9 protein-coding genes and 1 pseudogene are annotated in these 15899 nt (G+C 74.2%); 5 read left to right on the plus strand and 5 right to left on the minus strand.

The window, feature by feature from the left end; all coding sequences use genetic code 11:
- Positions 1–558: 558 nt before the first annotated feature.
- Positions 559–1806: pseudogene (locus ACXJMZ_RS18240) on the minus strand (PP2C family protein-serine/threonine phosphatase); the annotation flags it as partial.
- Between the two features lie 187 nt (positions 1807–1993).
- Positions 1994–3358, minus strand: a complete 1365-nt coding sequence (locus ACXJMZ_RS18245; protein WP_457031109.1) for an NAD(P)/FAD-dependent oxidoreductase — start codon at positions 3356–3358, stop codon at positions 1994–1996.
- Positions 3359–3729: 371 nt separating this feature from the next.
- Here ACXJMZ_RS18245 and ACXJMZ_RS18250 point away from each other — a divergent pair, with 371 nt between their 5' ends.
- A complete protein-coding gene (locus tag ACXJMZ_RS18250; protein ID WP_457031110.1) occupies positions 3730–4557 on the plus strand; it encodes a TetR/AcrR family transcriptional regulator in 828 nt (275 codons plus the stop codon).
- A 369-nt stretch (positions 4558–4926) separates the two neighbouring features.
- A complete protein-coding gene (locus tag ACXJMZ_RS18255) occupies positions 4927–6927 on the plus strand; it encodes a sigma-70 family RNA polymerase sigma factor (RefSeq protein WP_457031111.1) in 2001 nt (666 codons plus the stop codon).
- Between the two features lie 96 nt (positions 6928–7023).
- Here ACXJMZ_RS18255 and ACXJMZ_RS18260 read toward each other — a convergent pair whose 3' ends face one another.
- The 3 genes from ACXJMZ_RS18260 to ACXJMZ_RS18270 form a co-directional block, all read right to left on the minus strand.
- Entirely contained in the window at positions 7024–7713 is a 690-nt protein-coding gene (locus tag ACXJMZ_RS18260; RefSeq protein ID WP_457031112.1) for a DsbA family oxidoreductase, read from the minus strand.
- 105 nt (positions 7714–7818) lie between these two features.
- On the minus strand, positions 7819–8337 hold the full coding sequence (locus ACXJMZ_RS18265) for a universal stress protein (RefSeq protein ID WP_457031113.1): 519 nt from the start codon (positions 8335–8337) through the stop codon (positions 7819–7821).
- A gap of 79 nt (positions 8338–8416) precedes the next feature.
- Positions 8417–10540 (minus strand): asparagine synthase-related protein, encoded by a 2124-nt coding sequence (locus tag ACXJMZ_RS18270; RefSeq protein WP_457031114.1) that lies wholly within the window; start codon positions 10538–10540, stop codon positions 8417–8419.
- A 745-nt stretch (positions 10541–11285) separates the two neighbouring features.
- Here ACXJMZ_RS18270 and ACXJMZ_RS18275 point away from each other — a divergent pair.
- From ACXJMZ_RS18275 to lhgO, 3 genes are all read left to right on the plus strand, one after another.
- Positions 11286–12707, plus strand: coding sequence for an MFS transporter (locus ACXJMZ_RS18275; RefSeq protein ID WP_457031115.1), 1422 nt, complete (start codon positions 11286–11288; stop codon positions 12705–12707).
- 377 nt (positions 12708–13084) lie between these two features.
- Positions 13085–14623, plus strand: coding sequence for a TROVE domain-containing protein (locus ACXJMZ_RS18280; RefSeq protein ID WP_457031166.1), 1539 nt, complete (start codon positions 13085–13087; stop codon positions 14621–14623).
- 38 nt (positions 14624–14661) lie between these two features.
- The gene (gene lhgO / locus ACXJMZ_RS18285) at positions 14662–15897 is read left to right on the plus strand and encodes an L-2-hydroxyglutarate oxidase (protein WP_457031167.1); all 1236 of its coding nucleotides are present in this window, start codon (positions 14662–14664) and stop codon (positions 15895–15897) included.
- Positions 15898–15899: the final 2 nt, after the last annotated feature.

Consider the following 15899-nt stretch of genomic DNA (forward strand, 5'->3'; position numbering starts at 1 on the left):
CCACCAAACGGTGAGGCCGGGGATGTCAACATATCTGGCGTTGACTTTTGGCACGCTGTTGAGTTCTCAAGGAACGGACACTTCCTTCGAGCCGCTTATCAGGCGGACCCTCCGGGCGCTTCGTTCTTTCGTGTTCCGAGCTTATCAGAYGTTTTCCGCTCCGTTTTCCGGAGTTTCACTCACCGACTCGCTCTTTCCTTCGGCCTTTCGGCGCTTCCGACTCTACCAGGTTTCCCTGGCCTGCCGTTCCGCGCTTCCGGAKCCTCAAGAAGCTTGTGTCGYAACCGACCTGACGGCCTGTCCGACGTTTCAAACCTTAGCCGATCCCCGCTTCACAAAGCGAATCCGGCCGCAATCCCCGAAATGCGCACATGCCAATTCGCACTGGGTCGCGACAAGGCACGAACCAGCCACAGAAGTGGAGAAGTGGTGTTTCAGGAGATCGGCTACCTCGGGAACGTCCGTGCAGAGCGCGCGTCCGTTTCTCCCAGTCAGGCAGCTCGAAGAACTCTAGACCTCTGCAGGCCCCACGTCAACACCACGCAGGTCAGCCCCCAGCTGGAAGGCCAGCACCGCGACGTCGTCGTAGTGGTCCGAGCTGACGCCCATGGCGCGCAGCAGCCGCGAGCAGATCACGTCGGGGGTGCCGACGGCGCCGGCCAGGGTGTGGGCGAGCTGGTCGATGCCCTGGTCGATGTCCTCGTCCCGGCGTTCGACCAGGCCGTCCGTGTAGAGGACGCCGGTGGTGCCGGGGAGCAGGCGGAGGGTGTGGGAGAGGTGGGTGCCGCCGCCGGTGCCGAGCGGGGGGCCGTTCTGTTCCTCGCCGCGCAGGACGGTGCCGTCGGGGCAGCGGAGCAGGAGGGGGAGGTGGCCGGCCGAGGCGTAGACCAGGGTGCTGGGGGCCGGGTCCCAGACGGCGTAGGTGCAGGTGGCGATCTGGTTGGCGTCGATCTCCATGGCGAGGCCGTCGAGCAGGGTCATCACCTCGTGCGGCGGGAGGTCGAGGCGGGCGTACGCCCGGACCGCCGTGCGGAGCTGGCCCATCACGGCGGCGGCGCGCAGGCCGCGGCCCATCACGTCGCCGATCACCAGGGCGGTCCGGCCGCCGCCGAGGCCGATGACGTCGTACCAGTCGCCGCCGACCGCGGCCTCGGCGCCGCCGGGCTGGTAGGTGGCGGCGACGGTCAGGCCGTCGGGCTGTTCGAGTTTCTGTGGAAGCAGGCTGCGCTGGAGGGTGACGGCGGCGGCTCGCTGGCGGCTCTCGGACTCGCGAAGCCGGGTGGCGGCCTGGACCTGGTCGGTGACCTCGGCGGCGAAGATCAGGACGCCGATCGGGGGGCCCGGCTCCGAGCCGGCGATCGGGTCGGCCTCGCTGCCGAGCGGGACGCAGGAGACGTTGTAGTAGCGGTTGCCGCCGAGGCCGAGGATGCAGCGGGACTTGACGCTCCGGGGGCGGCCGCTGCGCAGGGCCTGGTCCATCAGCGGGAGCACGCCCATCGCAGCCAGCTCTGGGAGGGCCTCGCCGGCGGGCAGGCCGTTGGTGCGCTCGCCGAAGAGTTCGCGGTAGGCGCGGTTGGCGTAGCCGAGCTGGTGTTGCGGCCCATAAGTGACGGCGACCGGTGCGGGCAGTCGGCCGAGGACGTTGTGCAGGTCGTACAGCTCGTGGATCTCGCGCAGGTCGAGCAGCGGTCCCGGCCGGCCGGGCTCACGCGGGCCGGGGACGGTGAACGGTTCGCCGGTCGCGGTGGGCGGGGCGGCGCGCCACGGGGCTCCGGCGAGCCGCGCGCTCCAGCGCATGAGGTTCAAACGACGGCCGTTTCTTTGGGACAGCGAGTCTGCGGGCGGTGGAGATCATCTGACGGATCATCACATCGTGTGCCTGGCGGAACACTCGGCGTGATGGTCCGAACGGGCTGATCCTGTCAGGCCGGGGCTCGATTCCGAAAGTCGTACGACGATTGCCGTGCGTCCCGGCCGGTTTCCCGAGCCGGACTCACTCGCGGAACCCCGCTTCGAACTCCGAACGCGGGTGCTCGACCGTCCCCAGCGACACCACCTCCCGGCTGAACAGCCCGCCGAGCAGCCAGCCCGTCAGCACCCTGATCCGCCGGTCGGTGCTGGGCAGCCGCCGCAGGTGGCGGGCCCGGTGCAGCCACCAGGCCCGGCGGCCGGTGAGCTGGCCGCGCCGGGTGTGTGCGACACCCCGGCCGAGGCCGAGCGAGGTGGAGCAGCTGAGTCGGTCCGGCCGGTACGGAGCGGGTGACTGCCCGTCGAGTACGGCGGCCAGGTTCTCGGCCAGCAGGGTGGCCTGGGCCAGGGCGTGCTGGGCGTTCGGCGCGCAGTACGCCTCGGCGCCCGCGTCCGGGTCGGGGACCGCCGCGCAGTCTCCGGCGGCCCAGACGTCCGGCAGCGCGGCGCCGTCCGGCCCGATCGCCTGCAGGGTGGGCAGGCAGCGGACCCGGCCCACCCGGTCCAGCGGCAGGTCGGTGTCGCGGAGCATCGGTGCGGGCCGGACGCCGGCCGTCCAGACCAGGGTGCGAGCGGCGAACCGGCTCCCGTCGGAGAGGCACATCCGCCGGTCGGTGGCCGACTCCAGGGTGGTGGAGAGGCGGACGTCGACGCTGCGGTCGCGGAGCTCCGCCAGGGTGTGCGCGGCGAGTTCGGGGGACTCCTCGGGCAGGATCCGGGCGGTGGCCTCGACCAGCACCCACCGCAGGTCGTCGGCGGCCACGTTGTGGTAGCCCTTGGTGGCGTACCTGGCCATGTCCTCCAGTTCGGCGAGCGCGCCGACGCCCGCGTAGCCGGCACCGACGAAGACGAAGGTCAGCGCGGCCTGCCGGAGCGCCGGGTCCCTGGTGCTGGAGGCCAGGTCGAGCTGTTCCAGCACGTGGTTGCGCAGGCTGACCGCCTCGCCGACGGTGGCGAAGCCGAGGCCGTGCTCGGCGAGACCGGGCACGGGGGTGGTCCTGGAGACCGAACCGGGCGCCACCACCAGGATGTCGTACGGGAGTTCGGCCGGATCGGCCCGTTCCCCCCGGCTCGCGCCGTTCACCCGGACCGACCGGGCGGCATGGTCGATCCCGGTGACCCGGGCGGTCAGCACCCGGCAGTGCGGCAGCACCCGGCGGAGCGGGACCACCACATGTCTGGGGTCGATCGAGCCGGCCGCGACCTCGGCCAGCAGGGGCTGGTAGGTCAGGTACGGCTGCGGTTCGACCAGGGTGATCTGCACCCGGCCGTCCCGGAGTTGGGCCTTGAGCAGCTGTTGGAGGCGGAGTGCGGTGGCGGTTCCGGCACAGCCGCCGCCGACGATCAGGATCCTGATGGGGGCGCCTCCTTCCGGTGTGAGCTGGTTCACGCCTCCATGACGCCCTGTCGGGTGGCTTCTTGTCCACAGCCCGTACCGGATCGGGTGGTGCGATCCGGCCGCTGGTGCGTCCCGGTCGGTCCCTGATCCGCCGTCGGAGCGCCGGATTTGCCGCGAGGGTGGGGTTTCGGTCCACTTCTGCCGCGAACTTCCTTGAACTATGGTCGGATTGTGCGTCGGGCCGGACCGTTGTCCGGGTCGGAGCGGTATCTGACTGCGGCAGGGCCAACCGGGGAAGGGTGGTCCACAGCGGCCGCCCGACCGGGGACGGCCCCGTGCGATCGGGCGCAGCGGCGCGCCTGGGGGGTGTGCCGCGGCCGGACTGTGGCGCCCGGTGCCGGGCACCTGTGGGGGAGGTTGGTATGACGAATCAGGATCAACTACTGGGACTGCCGGTGCCATCGTCGGCGGGCGAGGACGCTGCGGGCGAGAGCTCGGTAAGCCACGGCCTGGTGCCGGAGCAACGCGGGCCGGTCCAGCGCGAGTCGTACGGCGTTCCGGGGGTGGTCGCTCCGGTGGTCGCTCCGGGAGCACCGGCGGACGAGCCGGGCGGCACCGCGCGTCTGCGGGTGGACGCGCGGCGGAATCTGGAGAGCGTGCTGCGGGCCGCCCGGCAGGTGTTCGGCGAACTCGGCTACGGCGCCCCGATGGAGGAGGTCGCCCGGCGGGCCGGGGTCGGGGTCGGCACGGTGTACCGGCGCTTCCCGAGCAAGGAGGTCCTGGTCCAGCGGATCGCCGCCGAGGAGGTCGCCTGGCTGACGGCCCAGGCCAAGGAGTCGCTGTACGGCGGCACCGGGCCGTGGGATTCGCTGGCCGGCTACCTGTCCCGCGCGGTCGGCTCCGGCGCCGGGCGGCTGCTGCCACCGTCGGCGTTCCGGTACGCGGACGAGCTGGCCACCTTCCGGGACGCGGCGGATGTGCCGCAGGTACCGGTGCAGCGGGGTACCGAACCGGTCTGGGACGCCGATCCCCGCCAGTTACTGCACCTGCTGGCGGCGTTGGTCGCTCGGGCGGGGGCGGCGGGCGAGCTGCGGCCGGGAGTGACGGTGGCGGATGTGGTGCTGGTGCTGACGGCGGCGGTGCCGGTGCATGCGCGTCCGGTGCGGAGCGAAGGCGACGACGGTCAACCTCAGGACGCCCCGGCCGAGCGGTTGTTGCAGATCCTGCTGAACGGGCTCCGCGCCGCTTAGGCACACGCTTCGGCAGACAGGGGCTCGGGGAACTGCGACGCCGGCCACGGGACGGGGTCAGAGTGCGGGAGTGGTCAACCCCGGGCGCGGATTGCGTTGCCTGGCGCGCGGGTTCAAGCGAAAGTGCCTGACCCGATACGCAGCGATCACGCACCAGAGGTCGGCGTCGCAGTTCCCCGAGCCCCTGGTGGTGCACCGTGTGCCGAGAACTGCCCGATCGGGTGGGCCGGAAGGCGATCGGCTTCCCGCCGGGGCTGCACTATGCCAAGCTTTGGCCGTGGTTGGAGCCATTGTCCCGTTGCGCGCCGTTCGCCCGCCCATGTCCGCGCCCCCTGCGGTCCGGCGTATCCAGGTGTCCGGGAGGGCAGGTTGAGCGCCGAGGAGCAGAGCGAGCACGGCTACGGTCTCGGTGCGCCCGGCCAGGTGCCGGACCAGGCGGCCGCGCCGAGCCGTGAGTCGCTGACCGGCCGGGTGCCGGGCCAGGCTGCGGCCGGGCACGGCGGGGTGACCCCGGAGGCGTTCGTCGGTGCCGAGGGTGAGCTGCCCGCGCGGCCGGTGGTGCCGGCGCCGGCCGATCCGGTGGACGGTGAACGGCCGCCCTCCGATGCCGAGTTGACGGCCAAGGTGCGGGCCGGGGACGACACCGCGTACGAGGAGATCTACCGGCGGCACGCGGACTCGGTCCGCCGCTACGCCCGGACCTGCTGCCGGGACAGCTTCACCGCCGAGGACCTGGCGGGCGAGGTGTTCGCCCGTACCCTGCAGGCGCTGCGGGCGGGCAAGGGGCCGGAGTTCGCGGTCCGCGCGTACCTGCTGACCGCCGTGCGGAACGTCGCCGCGGCCTGGGCGCGGAGCGAGCGGCGCGAGCAACTGGTCGACGACTTCAGCACGTTCGCGCAGACCTCGGCCGCCACCGTCGACCTGGACCTGGCCGACCCGGGCGCGGACGCCTGGGCGATGGCGCTGGCCGACCAGCGGATGGTCATGCAGGCGTACGCCGAACTTCCCGAGGACGACCGGGTGGTGCTCTGGCACACCGAGGTCGAGCGGGAGTCGCCGAAGACCGTGGCGGTGATGCTCGGCAAGACCGCCAACGCGACAGCGGTGCAGGCGCACCGGGCCCGCGACCGGCTGGCCGCCGGCTTCCTGCAGGCCCATGTGTCGGGCAGTCAGGAGCGCGCCTGCGAGGCGTACGCCAACCGGCTCGGCGCCTACGCCCGCGGCTCGCTGCGCAAGCGGGCCTCGGCGGAGGTCGGGCGGCACGTCCAGGAGTGCGACCGCTGCACGGCGGCCTACCTGGAGCTGACCGAGATCAACACCGGCCTGCGGGCGATCCTGCCCGGCGGGGTGCTGCTCTGGGTCGGAGGCGGGTACTTCACGGCGGCCGCGGCGGCCGTCGGTGCGGGCGCGGTCGGCGCGGGTGCGCTGGCCGGTGCGAGTGCCGGTGCCGGTGCCGCGTCGACCGGTTCCTCCTCCGGCGGTGCCGGAGCGGCGGCCGGGGAGGGCCTCGGCACCGCGGCGAAGGCCGGGATCGCGGCCGGGATCGCGGTGGTCGCCGCCGCCGTGGCCGCGTACGCGCTGACCGGTACGCCGGAGCCGAAACAGCCCACGGCGGCCCCGGCGGTCTCCGCCCCGGCGGCGCCCAAGCCTGTCCCCGAGCCGCCGGCGCCCACTCCGGCGCCCGAACCCACGCCGGAGCCCGAGCCGTCCCCCACGCCGACGCCGGAGCCCACTCCCACGCCGAAGCTCGTACCGGCGCCCACCCCGACGCCGACCCCCGAGCCTCCGGTGGAGCCGACCCCGACACCGACCCCGGAGCCGCCGGTGGTCGAGGTGCCGACGCCTCCGACGCCGCCCACGCCGCCGCCGGTGCCGACCCCGGAGCCCCCGCGCCCCAGCCCGCCGGTGCCCCCGATGATGCCGACCGACTTCTGGGCCGACGTGCTGCCGTTCGGCCCCAACGGTGCGCACCGCGACCCGCCGCCCGGCCCCACCATCCGGCGTGGCGGGGGCTGGGTCTGGCAGCGCCCCGACGTGTGGATCGGCGGCAGCAGCTACCGGCACGGCCTGAGCGTCAACGCCCCGTCCACGGTGACCATCGACCTGCACCGGACCTGCACGACCTTCCGGGCGAAGGCCGGGCTGGACGACTTCGGGGTCCGGATCGGCACCGTCCGGTTCAGCGTCGAAGGCGGGGACGGCCGGGTGCTCTGGAGCTCGGACCGGGTCCGCCCCGGCGACCGCGCGGTCCCGGTCCAGGCGGACCTGACCGGCCAGCGCTCGATCCGACTGGTCGTCACCCCGAACGAGGGCAGCTGGGGCCTGATCGACCTGGCCGACTGGGCGGACGCCCGGCTCAGCTGCCTCTGACCGCACGGTGCCCCGACCGCACGGTGCCTGACAGCGCGGTGCCCTGACAGCGCGATGCCCCGGGCCGCCGAGCGGTCCGGGGCATCCGATGGTCCGTCAGACGGCGCAGGCGCCGTCCGCGCAGCTGTCCGCGTGCGGGGCGTCGGGCTCGGCCGCAGTCTCTGCCGCCACCTGCTCCAGGACCCGGAGGAAGGTCTCCGCCTCCTGGCCGCCCTGGACGGCCCACTTGCCCTCGAAGACGAAGGTGGGGACAGCGGTGATGCCGATCTCCCGAGCCTCGGCGAGCTGCGCCCGAACGGCGTCCGCGCCCTCGTCACCGGCCAGGTAGGCGGTCACCCGGTCCCGGTCCAGCCCTGCGGCCGCCGCGATCTCGGTGAGCTGCGTGCGGTCGCCGACGTCCACGCCCCGGCTGAAGTGCGCGGTCAGCAGCGCCTCCTTGAGGACGCCCTGGACCGCCGCGCCGTACTCGCTCTCGGCCAGGTGCAGCAGCCGGTGGCCGAGGAAGGTGTTGGCGTGCAGCGCGGTGTCGAAGTCGAAGTCGATGCCCTCGCCCTTGCCCAGCTCGGTCACCCGGGCGTCCATCGCCACCGACTGCGGCCCGTACCGGTCGGCCAGCCAGGCCCGGTGCGGGGTCGCGGTCTCGGGGGCGTCCGGCACCAGCTGGTACGGGCGGTAGACCACCTCGACGCCGTCCTTGCCCGCGAACCGGTCGAGGGCCTGCTCGAAGCGGCGCTTACCGACGAAGCACCACGGGCATGCGACGTCCGACCAGATCTCGACCTTCATGACGGTGACTCTCCTGCGCTCGGGGCCTTGGGGGACTGACTGGTGAACCCTCAACAACCGGCCCTGATTCCCCGCCGCCGCCCGCTGTGACCGCAGACACCCAGGTCAGTGGGCGGGCGGGGCGGGGACCACCAGGACCGGGCAGGCCGCGTGGTGCACGGCGGCGGTGCTGACCGAGCCGAGCAGCAGGCGGCTGAAGCCGCCGTTGCCCCGGGTGCCCACCACCAGGGTGTGCTGGCCCCGGGTGCACCGCAGCAGGACCTCGATCACGTTGCCGAGCACCACGTGCAGGGCCAGTTCGCCCTGGTACGGCCGGCCCCGGGCCTGCTGGACGGTGGCCACCGCCCGCCGCAGACCGTCCGCCATGCTGGCCGACAGCCGTTCGATGCTCTCCTGCACCAGCTCGAGCATCCCCGGCGGGTAGCCGGTCGGGGACGGGTTGACCACCGCCAAGACATACAGCGGCAGCCCGAACAGTTCGGCCTCGGCCATCGCCCGGTCGAGCGCCCAGAGCGACCCGTCCGAACCGTCGCAGGCCGCCAGCACCCCGGGCGGATCGGCGCTCGGCAACTCCCCGAGCACCGGCAGCACCTCGGGCACGGCGACCTTCTCTGAGCTGGACACCTCCCCATGATGGCCCGTCAGCTGCCTGCGGCCGGTGAAGACGCGCGGCCCGCCGGTGCGCTCAGGCCGGACGGTGCGCTCAGGCCGGGCGGGCCAGCGCCAGGCGGACCGGGGTGGGCAGGCCGGTCCAGCAGGAGCCGTGGCGGCGGGCCAGGATGCGGCGGAGCCAGAGCTCGGTGGAGACCAGTTCGGCCAGGCCGGCCAGCGTGCCGGGCAGCGGATCGGCCGCCGGGTCGGTGGCCTCGGCGAGGGCGGCCCGGACGGCGGGCAGGTCGATCAGCCCGGCCTCGGCCAGCAGCGGGGCACGGAACAGTTCGGCCAGGCCGTCGGCGGCGAGCCGCAGCCCGTCCCGGTCCGGACCCTGGCGGTCCGGGCGGGCGGCCCGGCCCCAGTCGGGCGGCAGGTCGGTGCGGGAGGCGCCGGTCAGCACGGCCCGCAGCAGCGCGTGCCTGGCCCCGGGCTGGAGCCGGGTCTCGACCGGGAGCATCCGGGCCGCGCGGACCACCTGGTTGTCCAGGAACGGGGCGTGCAGGCGCTGCCCGCGCTGCTCGGCGGCGTGCAGCAGCGTGCGGTACTCGGCCGCGTGCCGGTGCAGCGCGTACCTGGCCCGGCGGGCGCCGGGCGGTTCGGCCGGCACCGGGCCCCGGGCCGCCAGCCGGAGCCGGAGGGCGACGGCGGAGAGCGCGTCGTCGGAGAGCCAGCGGGCGGCGGGGCCCGGCACGCACCAGGACAGTTCGGCCGCCGAGATCTCGCCGAGGCTCCGCGCGGCCAGGCCGTGACGGACCGTCAGCCGGACGGCCGCGTCGTCCAGTGCCTCCGCGTACCGGGCGCGGGCCAGCCGATGGGCGGCGCGCCAGACCGTCAGGGGCGTGCGCAGCGTGTCGAGTACGCCGGTGGCCGCCGCCCGTTCGGCCCCGGTCAGCGCGGCCACCGGGGCGGCCAGCCGCCGGGCCCGCCCGGCCAGCACCAGGTCGGCCAGCCGGGCCGGATGACCGTCCAGCACCTGGCGGGCGCCGTAGCCGGTGAGGTGGTCGGCGCCGCCCGCGCTCAGCCGACTGCCGATCCGGGCCGCCGCCACCAGCGCCGTCCCCGGCTCGTCGGTGAGCGGGCCGGCCGGCAGTTCCGCCCCCGGGTCGGCCAGCTCGGCGTACGGGAGGGTGGACGGCAGCACCAGGTGCCGCAGCCTGGGCAGTTCCGCCACGGTGGCGGCCGGGCCCTCCGCCGACTCCCGGACGGTCACGGCGGTCAGCGCCTCGGGTCCGGCGGGCGCCGGGCGGTCCGGGCGGGCCCAGGAGCCCTTCACCGCGCCGGTCCTGGGAGCCGACGAAGCGTCAGCTGCCGTACGGTCGGCGGACGGTGGGGCCGGGCCGATCGGTACGGCGGCGGCGAGCAGGGCCACGGTGGCCGAGGCGGTGCCGTACGACAGATCCACCCCGAGCCGGGGCCGGTCGGTGCCGCCGCCGGAGGCGCGCACCCGGCAGCGGACCGACTCCAGCAGCGCACGGGTCAGTTCGCGCACCGCGGGCGCCTCCTCGCGCTCGAAGGGTGCGCCGCCGCGCTCCGGCTCGTACCCGGAGATCAGGGCGCGCCCGTTCCGCAGCCCGAGCTGGTGGCCCGGCGGCACCCGCTGCACACCGAGGTACGGCGATCCCGAGCCGACCGCCTCCGGCGACTCCGGACAGGCCAGCCGGGCGGCCAGATGGCCGGTGTCCAGCGGGGCGCCGACCAGATCGGCGAGCGGGAGCGCGGCCGTCGCGTACGCCGTGCCGCCCGCCCACGGCGTGTGGAAGACCGGCAGCACCCCCGCCAGATCGGTGAGCAGCACCGTGCTGCGGGGTCCCGTGCGGAGCACCACGGTGTAGCTGCCCGGCCAGGTGGTGAGGTGGCGGACCGCCCCGCCCCTGGCGGTGGCCAGGCCCGCCGCGAGCTCCGGATCGGACGCACCGCAGCGGCCGAGCACGGCCAGGCGCACGGTGCCCGGCTGGTCCGACGCCTCGTCAGGTACGTCCGGCCCCGGCGGTCCGGTGGTCACCGTCGCCTGCGCGCCGGGCCGCAGGGTGACCAGCCGGATCTCGTCCGGCCGCCAGTCCCCCACCGCCCACAACGGGCAGGGCCCCGGCCACAACGTGACGGCCGCCAGCGGCCGTACGGTCCCGAGCCCCGGCAGGGCTGTGCCGGGGCACCAGCCCGTGAGCCACCGCATCGTGCCTCCGCTCCACCGCGACACCTGCCGTACGGAGGCCATCGTGCCACCGACCACGCGCAGTTGGGGCACACCTTCGGCACTTGCCACGGCATCTACGGTCAGGGGCTCGGGGCTCTGCTGATGTGCGGCTCAGGCGTGTGCCAGAGAAGAACAGGGCGGGCCGGGCCTCCCCCTCCGTGGCCCGGGCCGCCCCGGTGGGATGCGGTTCGGCTGGCATGGACATCGCCTGATGGCCGAAAGGCATCACACAGCCCGGGAGGGCATCCGCATGCCCTCCCGGACCCCACCACCGCCCGCGGGGATGTAGGCAGCGGTGTCCCCCGGCCCGCCGGGTCCTCGACGACGGGCCGACCCACAGCCTCCAGCGAATCGCCGACCTGCCGATCGGGCCAGGGAGCACGGCCGGGCGCACATCTGCACCGGACCGGAGCACGCCGGTCCGCCGCGCCCCCGGTGGCTCGGGCCTGCCCGTGCGCCACCCCGTCCGGGACTCGTTGAGCGGCACGCGATCCCGCCATCCGGAATCCGGACTCTTAACCCTCGGAACCCGGACGACTACGCTAGGTGCAGCAGTGGCTCGCGCCGGGGCTCGGCGCCGGGCCCGCCACCCCGTCCGCCACCCGCGGTCGGCAGCCGTACCGATCACTATCGAGCCAACTGCCCGGGCACACCGGCCGAAAGCCAGGACGACCCGCCCACACCCGAGAACCGCCGGACATCGCCAGGGGGTGCCGCAGCCACCATGACCGTCAGCTCACGAGGGCCGAACGAACGGCTCGGCACGCTTCTCGGCCTGGCCCAGATCAGTAATGCGGGCCTGGCCAGAAGGGTCAACGACCTGGGCGCCCAGCGCGGCCTGACGCTCCGTTACGACAAGACGTCGGTGGCCCGCTGGGTCGGCAAGGGCATGATCCCGCAGGGTCCGGTGCCGCACCTGATCGCGACCGCGATCGGCAGCAAGCTGGGCCGCCCGGTGCCGTTGGACGAGATCGGGCTCGGCGACACCGACCCGGCGCCCGAACTCGGGCTGGCCTTCCCGCGCGAGGTGCCGGCCGCGGTCCGGTCGGCCACCGATCTCTGGCGGGTCGACCTGGAGCTGCGCCGCGGCCCCGGCGGCGGCCGGTGGAGCGACAGTCTGGCGGGCACCTTCTCGGTGGCCGCGTACGCGACGCCGGTCTCCCGCTGGCTGATCACCCCGGCCGACGGTTCGGTGGCCCGGGGCGAGCCCGCACCCGACCTGAGCGGCTACCGGGTCGGCCACTCGGATGCCGCCAAGCTCCGTGAGGCGGCCCAGGAGGCGCGCCGCTGGGACTCCAAGTACGGCGGCGGGGACTGGCGTTCGTCGATGGTGCCGGAGTGTCTGCGGGTGGAGGCGGCCCCGCTGCTGCTCGGCTCGTACAGCGACGCGGTGGGCCGCGCCCTGTTCGGCGCGACGGCCGAACTCACCCGGCTGGCCGGGTGGATGGCCTTCGACACCGGCCAGCACGAGGCCGCCCAGCGCTACTACATCCAGGCCCTCCGGCTGGCCAGGGCCGCCGCCGACGTGCCGCTCGGCGGCTATGTGCTCGCCTCGATGAGCCTGCAGGCCTGCTACCGGGGCTTCGCCGAGGAGGCGGTCGACCTGGCCCAGGCCGCGCTGGAGCGGAACCGGGGCCTGGCCACCTCCCGGACGATGAGCTTCTTCCACCTGGTCGAGGCCAGGGCTCATGCCAGGAACGGCAACGCCCCGGCCTGCGCGACCGCGCTGTCCGCGGCGGAGAGCGCACTGGAGCGGGCCCGCGCCGGAGACTCCGACCCGCCCTGGATCGACTTCTACGCCTACGACCGGCTGGCCGCCGACGCCGCCGAGTGCTTCCGCGACCTCGGCGAGCCCAGCAAGGTCCGGCAGTTCACCCGCGAGGCCCTGGCCCGCCCGACCGAGGGCTACGTCCGCTCGCACGGCTTACGGCTGTTCGTCTCCGCCATGGCCGAGGCCGAGGCGGGCGACCTGGACGCAGCCGTCGCCGCCGGCGAACGGGCGGTCGAGGTGGCCGGCCGGATCTCCTCCCAACGCAGCCGGGAGTACGTCCGCGAGCTGCTCCGCCGACTGGAGCCGTTCCAGGAGGAGCGCCGAGTAAGGGAGTTGACCGAACGGGCCCGGCTGGTGCTGGTCGCGCCGGTTTAATCGGATGCCGCGCCGGGGCGGACCGGCTACTGTCACGACTCGCGCCCCCGATGCGCTCGGCCTCCGGTTACTTCACCTGAGAATGCATCACCCCATCACACCGGTCGGTCACTTCTGATCTCGGGGACGCTCCGTCAGCCTGCCCGATGCGCGGCCTGGTTCCTGCGGTGTAGCGCCCTGGTGGTGCTCGACACCTGGTGCCACCGCTCCGGGCCACCCGCCTCGCCGTCCAGCCCAGCAGGGGGACATCTGCCTTGCGGTTCAACCGCCAACAGGCCAAGACCGACATCAGGACCGAGATCCACACGGACCTCCCGGACGAGTTCAGGACCGAGCTCCGCACCGCGGACCCCAGCCACCCGGGCTGGCCGAGGCAGGTGACCGGAACGTGGGCCGTGCACCGGAGCCGCAACTCGCTCGTCCGGGAGCCGAAGGCCGAGCTGTTCCTGCTGGCTGCGGCCAACTTCTCCGGGCAGCACTCCTTCTACGAGAGCGCCGAGCACCGGGATGCCCGCTACTCCCGCCTGATCCGCCAACTCGCCGTCAGCGAACCGGAGTGGACCCTCGATCTGCTGCGCTGGCTCCGGCAGGAAGCCCAGGTGCGGACCGCCTCGCTGGTCGGCGCCGCCGAGTTCACCCGGGGCCGGCTCGTGGCCGGTCTCCCCGGGCACTCCCGGCAGGCGATCGACGCGGTCCTCCAGCGCCCGGACGAACCGGGCAAGTTGCTCGCGTACTGGACCTCGCACTACGGCCGCTCGCTCCCCCAGCCGCTCCGGCGGGGCGTCGCTGATGCCGTCCGCCGCCTCTACAGCGGCCGGGCACTGCTCAAGTACGACACCGGCTCCAGGACCTACCGCTTCGGCGACGTCGTGGAGTTGACCCACCCGTCGCCCGACCCGGCCAAACCCTGGCAGGGCGCGGTGTTCAGGTACGCCCTGGACCGCCGTCACCGCCCCGACCGGGCCGTCCCACCCGCGTCGGACGAATTGCTCACCGCCCATCACCTCCTGCAGTCCGTACCGGTGGCCGAGCGGCGCGCCCTGGTCACCAGCCCAGACAGCGCGGAGCTCCTGGCGGCGGCAGGGATGACCTGGGAGGCGCTGGCGGGCTGGCTGCAGGGGCCGCTGGATGCCGCCGCCTGGGAGGCCGTCATCCCGTCGATGGGCCCGATGGCGCTGGTCCGCAACCTGCGCAACTTCGACCAGGCCGGCGTGAGCGACGAGGTGGCCGCCCAGGTCGCCCGCCGGATCAGCGACCCGGCCGAGGTGGCCAGGTCCCGGCAGTTCCCGTTCCGCTACCTGGCGGCGTACCGCAACGCACCGTCGCTGCGCTGGGGGCACGCACTGGAGCTCGCGCTCGGGCACTCGCTCGCCAACGTACCGGCGCTGCCCGGCCGGACGCTGATTCTGGTGGACCGCTCCGGCTCGATGTTCGACCGGCCGAGTGGGCGGACCGAGCTCAACCGGGCCGATTCGGCGGCGATCTTCGGCACTGCGCTCAAGATCCGCGCGGCCGAGGCGGACCTGGTCGAGTTCGGTTCCGGCAGCCGCGTCGTCGAAGTCGCCCGGGGCGAGTCGGTGCTCCGGGTGGTGGACCGGTTCGGCAATCTCGGCGGCACCGACACCGGTGCCGCCGTACGGACCCACTACCGCCAGCACGACCGGGTGGTGGTGATCACCGACGAGCAGACCAACGGAATCCAGCGGGGACGGATCTTCGGCCCGGTCCCGTCGGCGGTGCCCGTCTACACCTGGAACCTCGCGGGCTACACCGACGCACACGCACCGGCCGGCCCGCACCGCCACACCTTCGGCGGCCTGACCGACGCCGCATTCCGGCTGATCCCGCTGCTGGAGTCCGGACTCGGCGCCGCCTGGCCGTGGCAACCGCCCACCGGCGGGCCCGTCGGGCCCTAGCATCGCCCTGGGATGTCGAGGACGGCGAAAGGGCGGACGTGGTCGAGGAGTTCGACGTCGTAGTGGTCGGCGGTGGGATCGTCGGGCTGTCCACGGCGTACGCGTTGACGGTGGCCCGGCCCGGGGTGCGGGTGGCGGTGCTGGAGAAGGAACCGGACTTCGCCGCCCACCAGACCGGCCGCAACAGCGGCGTCATCCACAGCGGTGTGTACTACCGCCCCGGGTCGCTCAAGGCGCAGTACGCCACGGCGGGCGCCGCCGAGATGGTGGAGTTCTGCCGCGCGCAGGGCGTCCCGTACGAGGTCACCGGCAAGCTCATCGTGGCCACCGGGGAGAGCGAACTCCCGCGCCTGCACGCCCTGGCGGAGCGCGGCCGGGCGAACGGCATCCCGGTCACCGAGCTCGGCCCGGCCGGGATCGCCGAGTACGAACCCGAGGTGACCGGTCTGGCCGGGCTGCACATCGGCACCACCGGCATCTGCGACTACCCCGCCGTGGCCCGCCGGTACGCCCGACTCGCCGAGCAGGGCGGGGCGGTGCTGCGCACCGGCACCGCGCTGCGGGCCGTGCACCGACGCCCGGACGGGCTGACCCTGCACGCCGGGGACCGCGAACTCCGGACCGGTGTGCTGGTGAACTGCGCGGGCCTGCACAGCGACCGGATCGCCCGGCTGGCCGGGGACGACCCCGGAGTGCGGATCGTGCCGTTCCGCGGCGAGTACTACGAACTCACCAAGCAGAAGCGGGAGTTGGTCCGTGGCCTGGTCTACCCGGTGCCGGACCCGGCCTTCCCGTTCCTCGGCGTCCACCTCACCCGAGGCATCCACGGCGACGTCCACGTCGGGCCGAACGCCGTCCCCGCGCTGGCCCGCGAGGGCTACGACTGGCGCACCGTCCGGCTCGGCGACCTGGCCGAGACGGTCCGCTTCCCCGGGACCTGGCGGATCGCCCGGCGGCACTGGCGGTACGAGCTGGGCGAGTTGCACCGGTCGCTGTCCAAGCGGGCGTTCACCACGGCGGTCCGGCGCCTGCTGCCCGCGGTGACGGCCGCCGACCTGGTGCCGGCCACCGCCGGGGTGCGCGCCCAGGCCGTGGCGGCGGACGGGACGCTGCTGGACGACTTCGCCTTCGCGGGCTTCGACCCGGCCGACGCCCGGTCGACCCGGCGGATGGTGCACGTACTGAACGCCCCCTCCCCGGCCGCCACCGCCTCACTGGCGATCGGCCGCGAGGTGGCCCGCCGGGGGCTCGCGGCACTGGCCGCAGGGGGCTGACC

This window comes from Kitasatospora sp. P5_F3 (assembly GCF_054049135.1).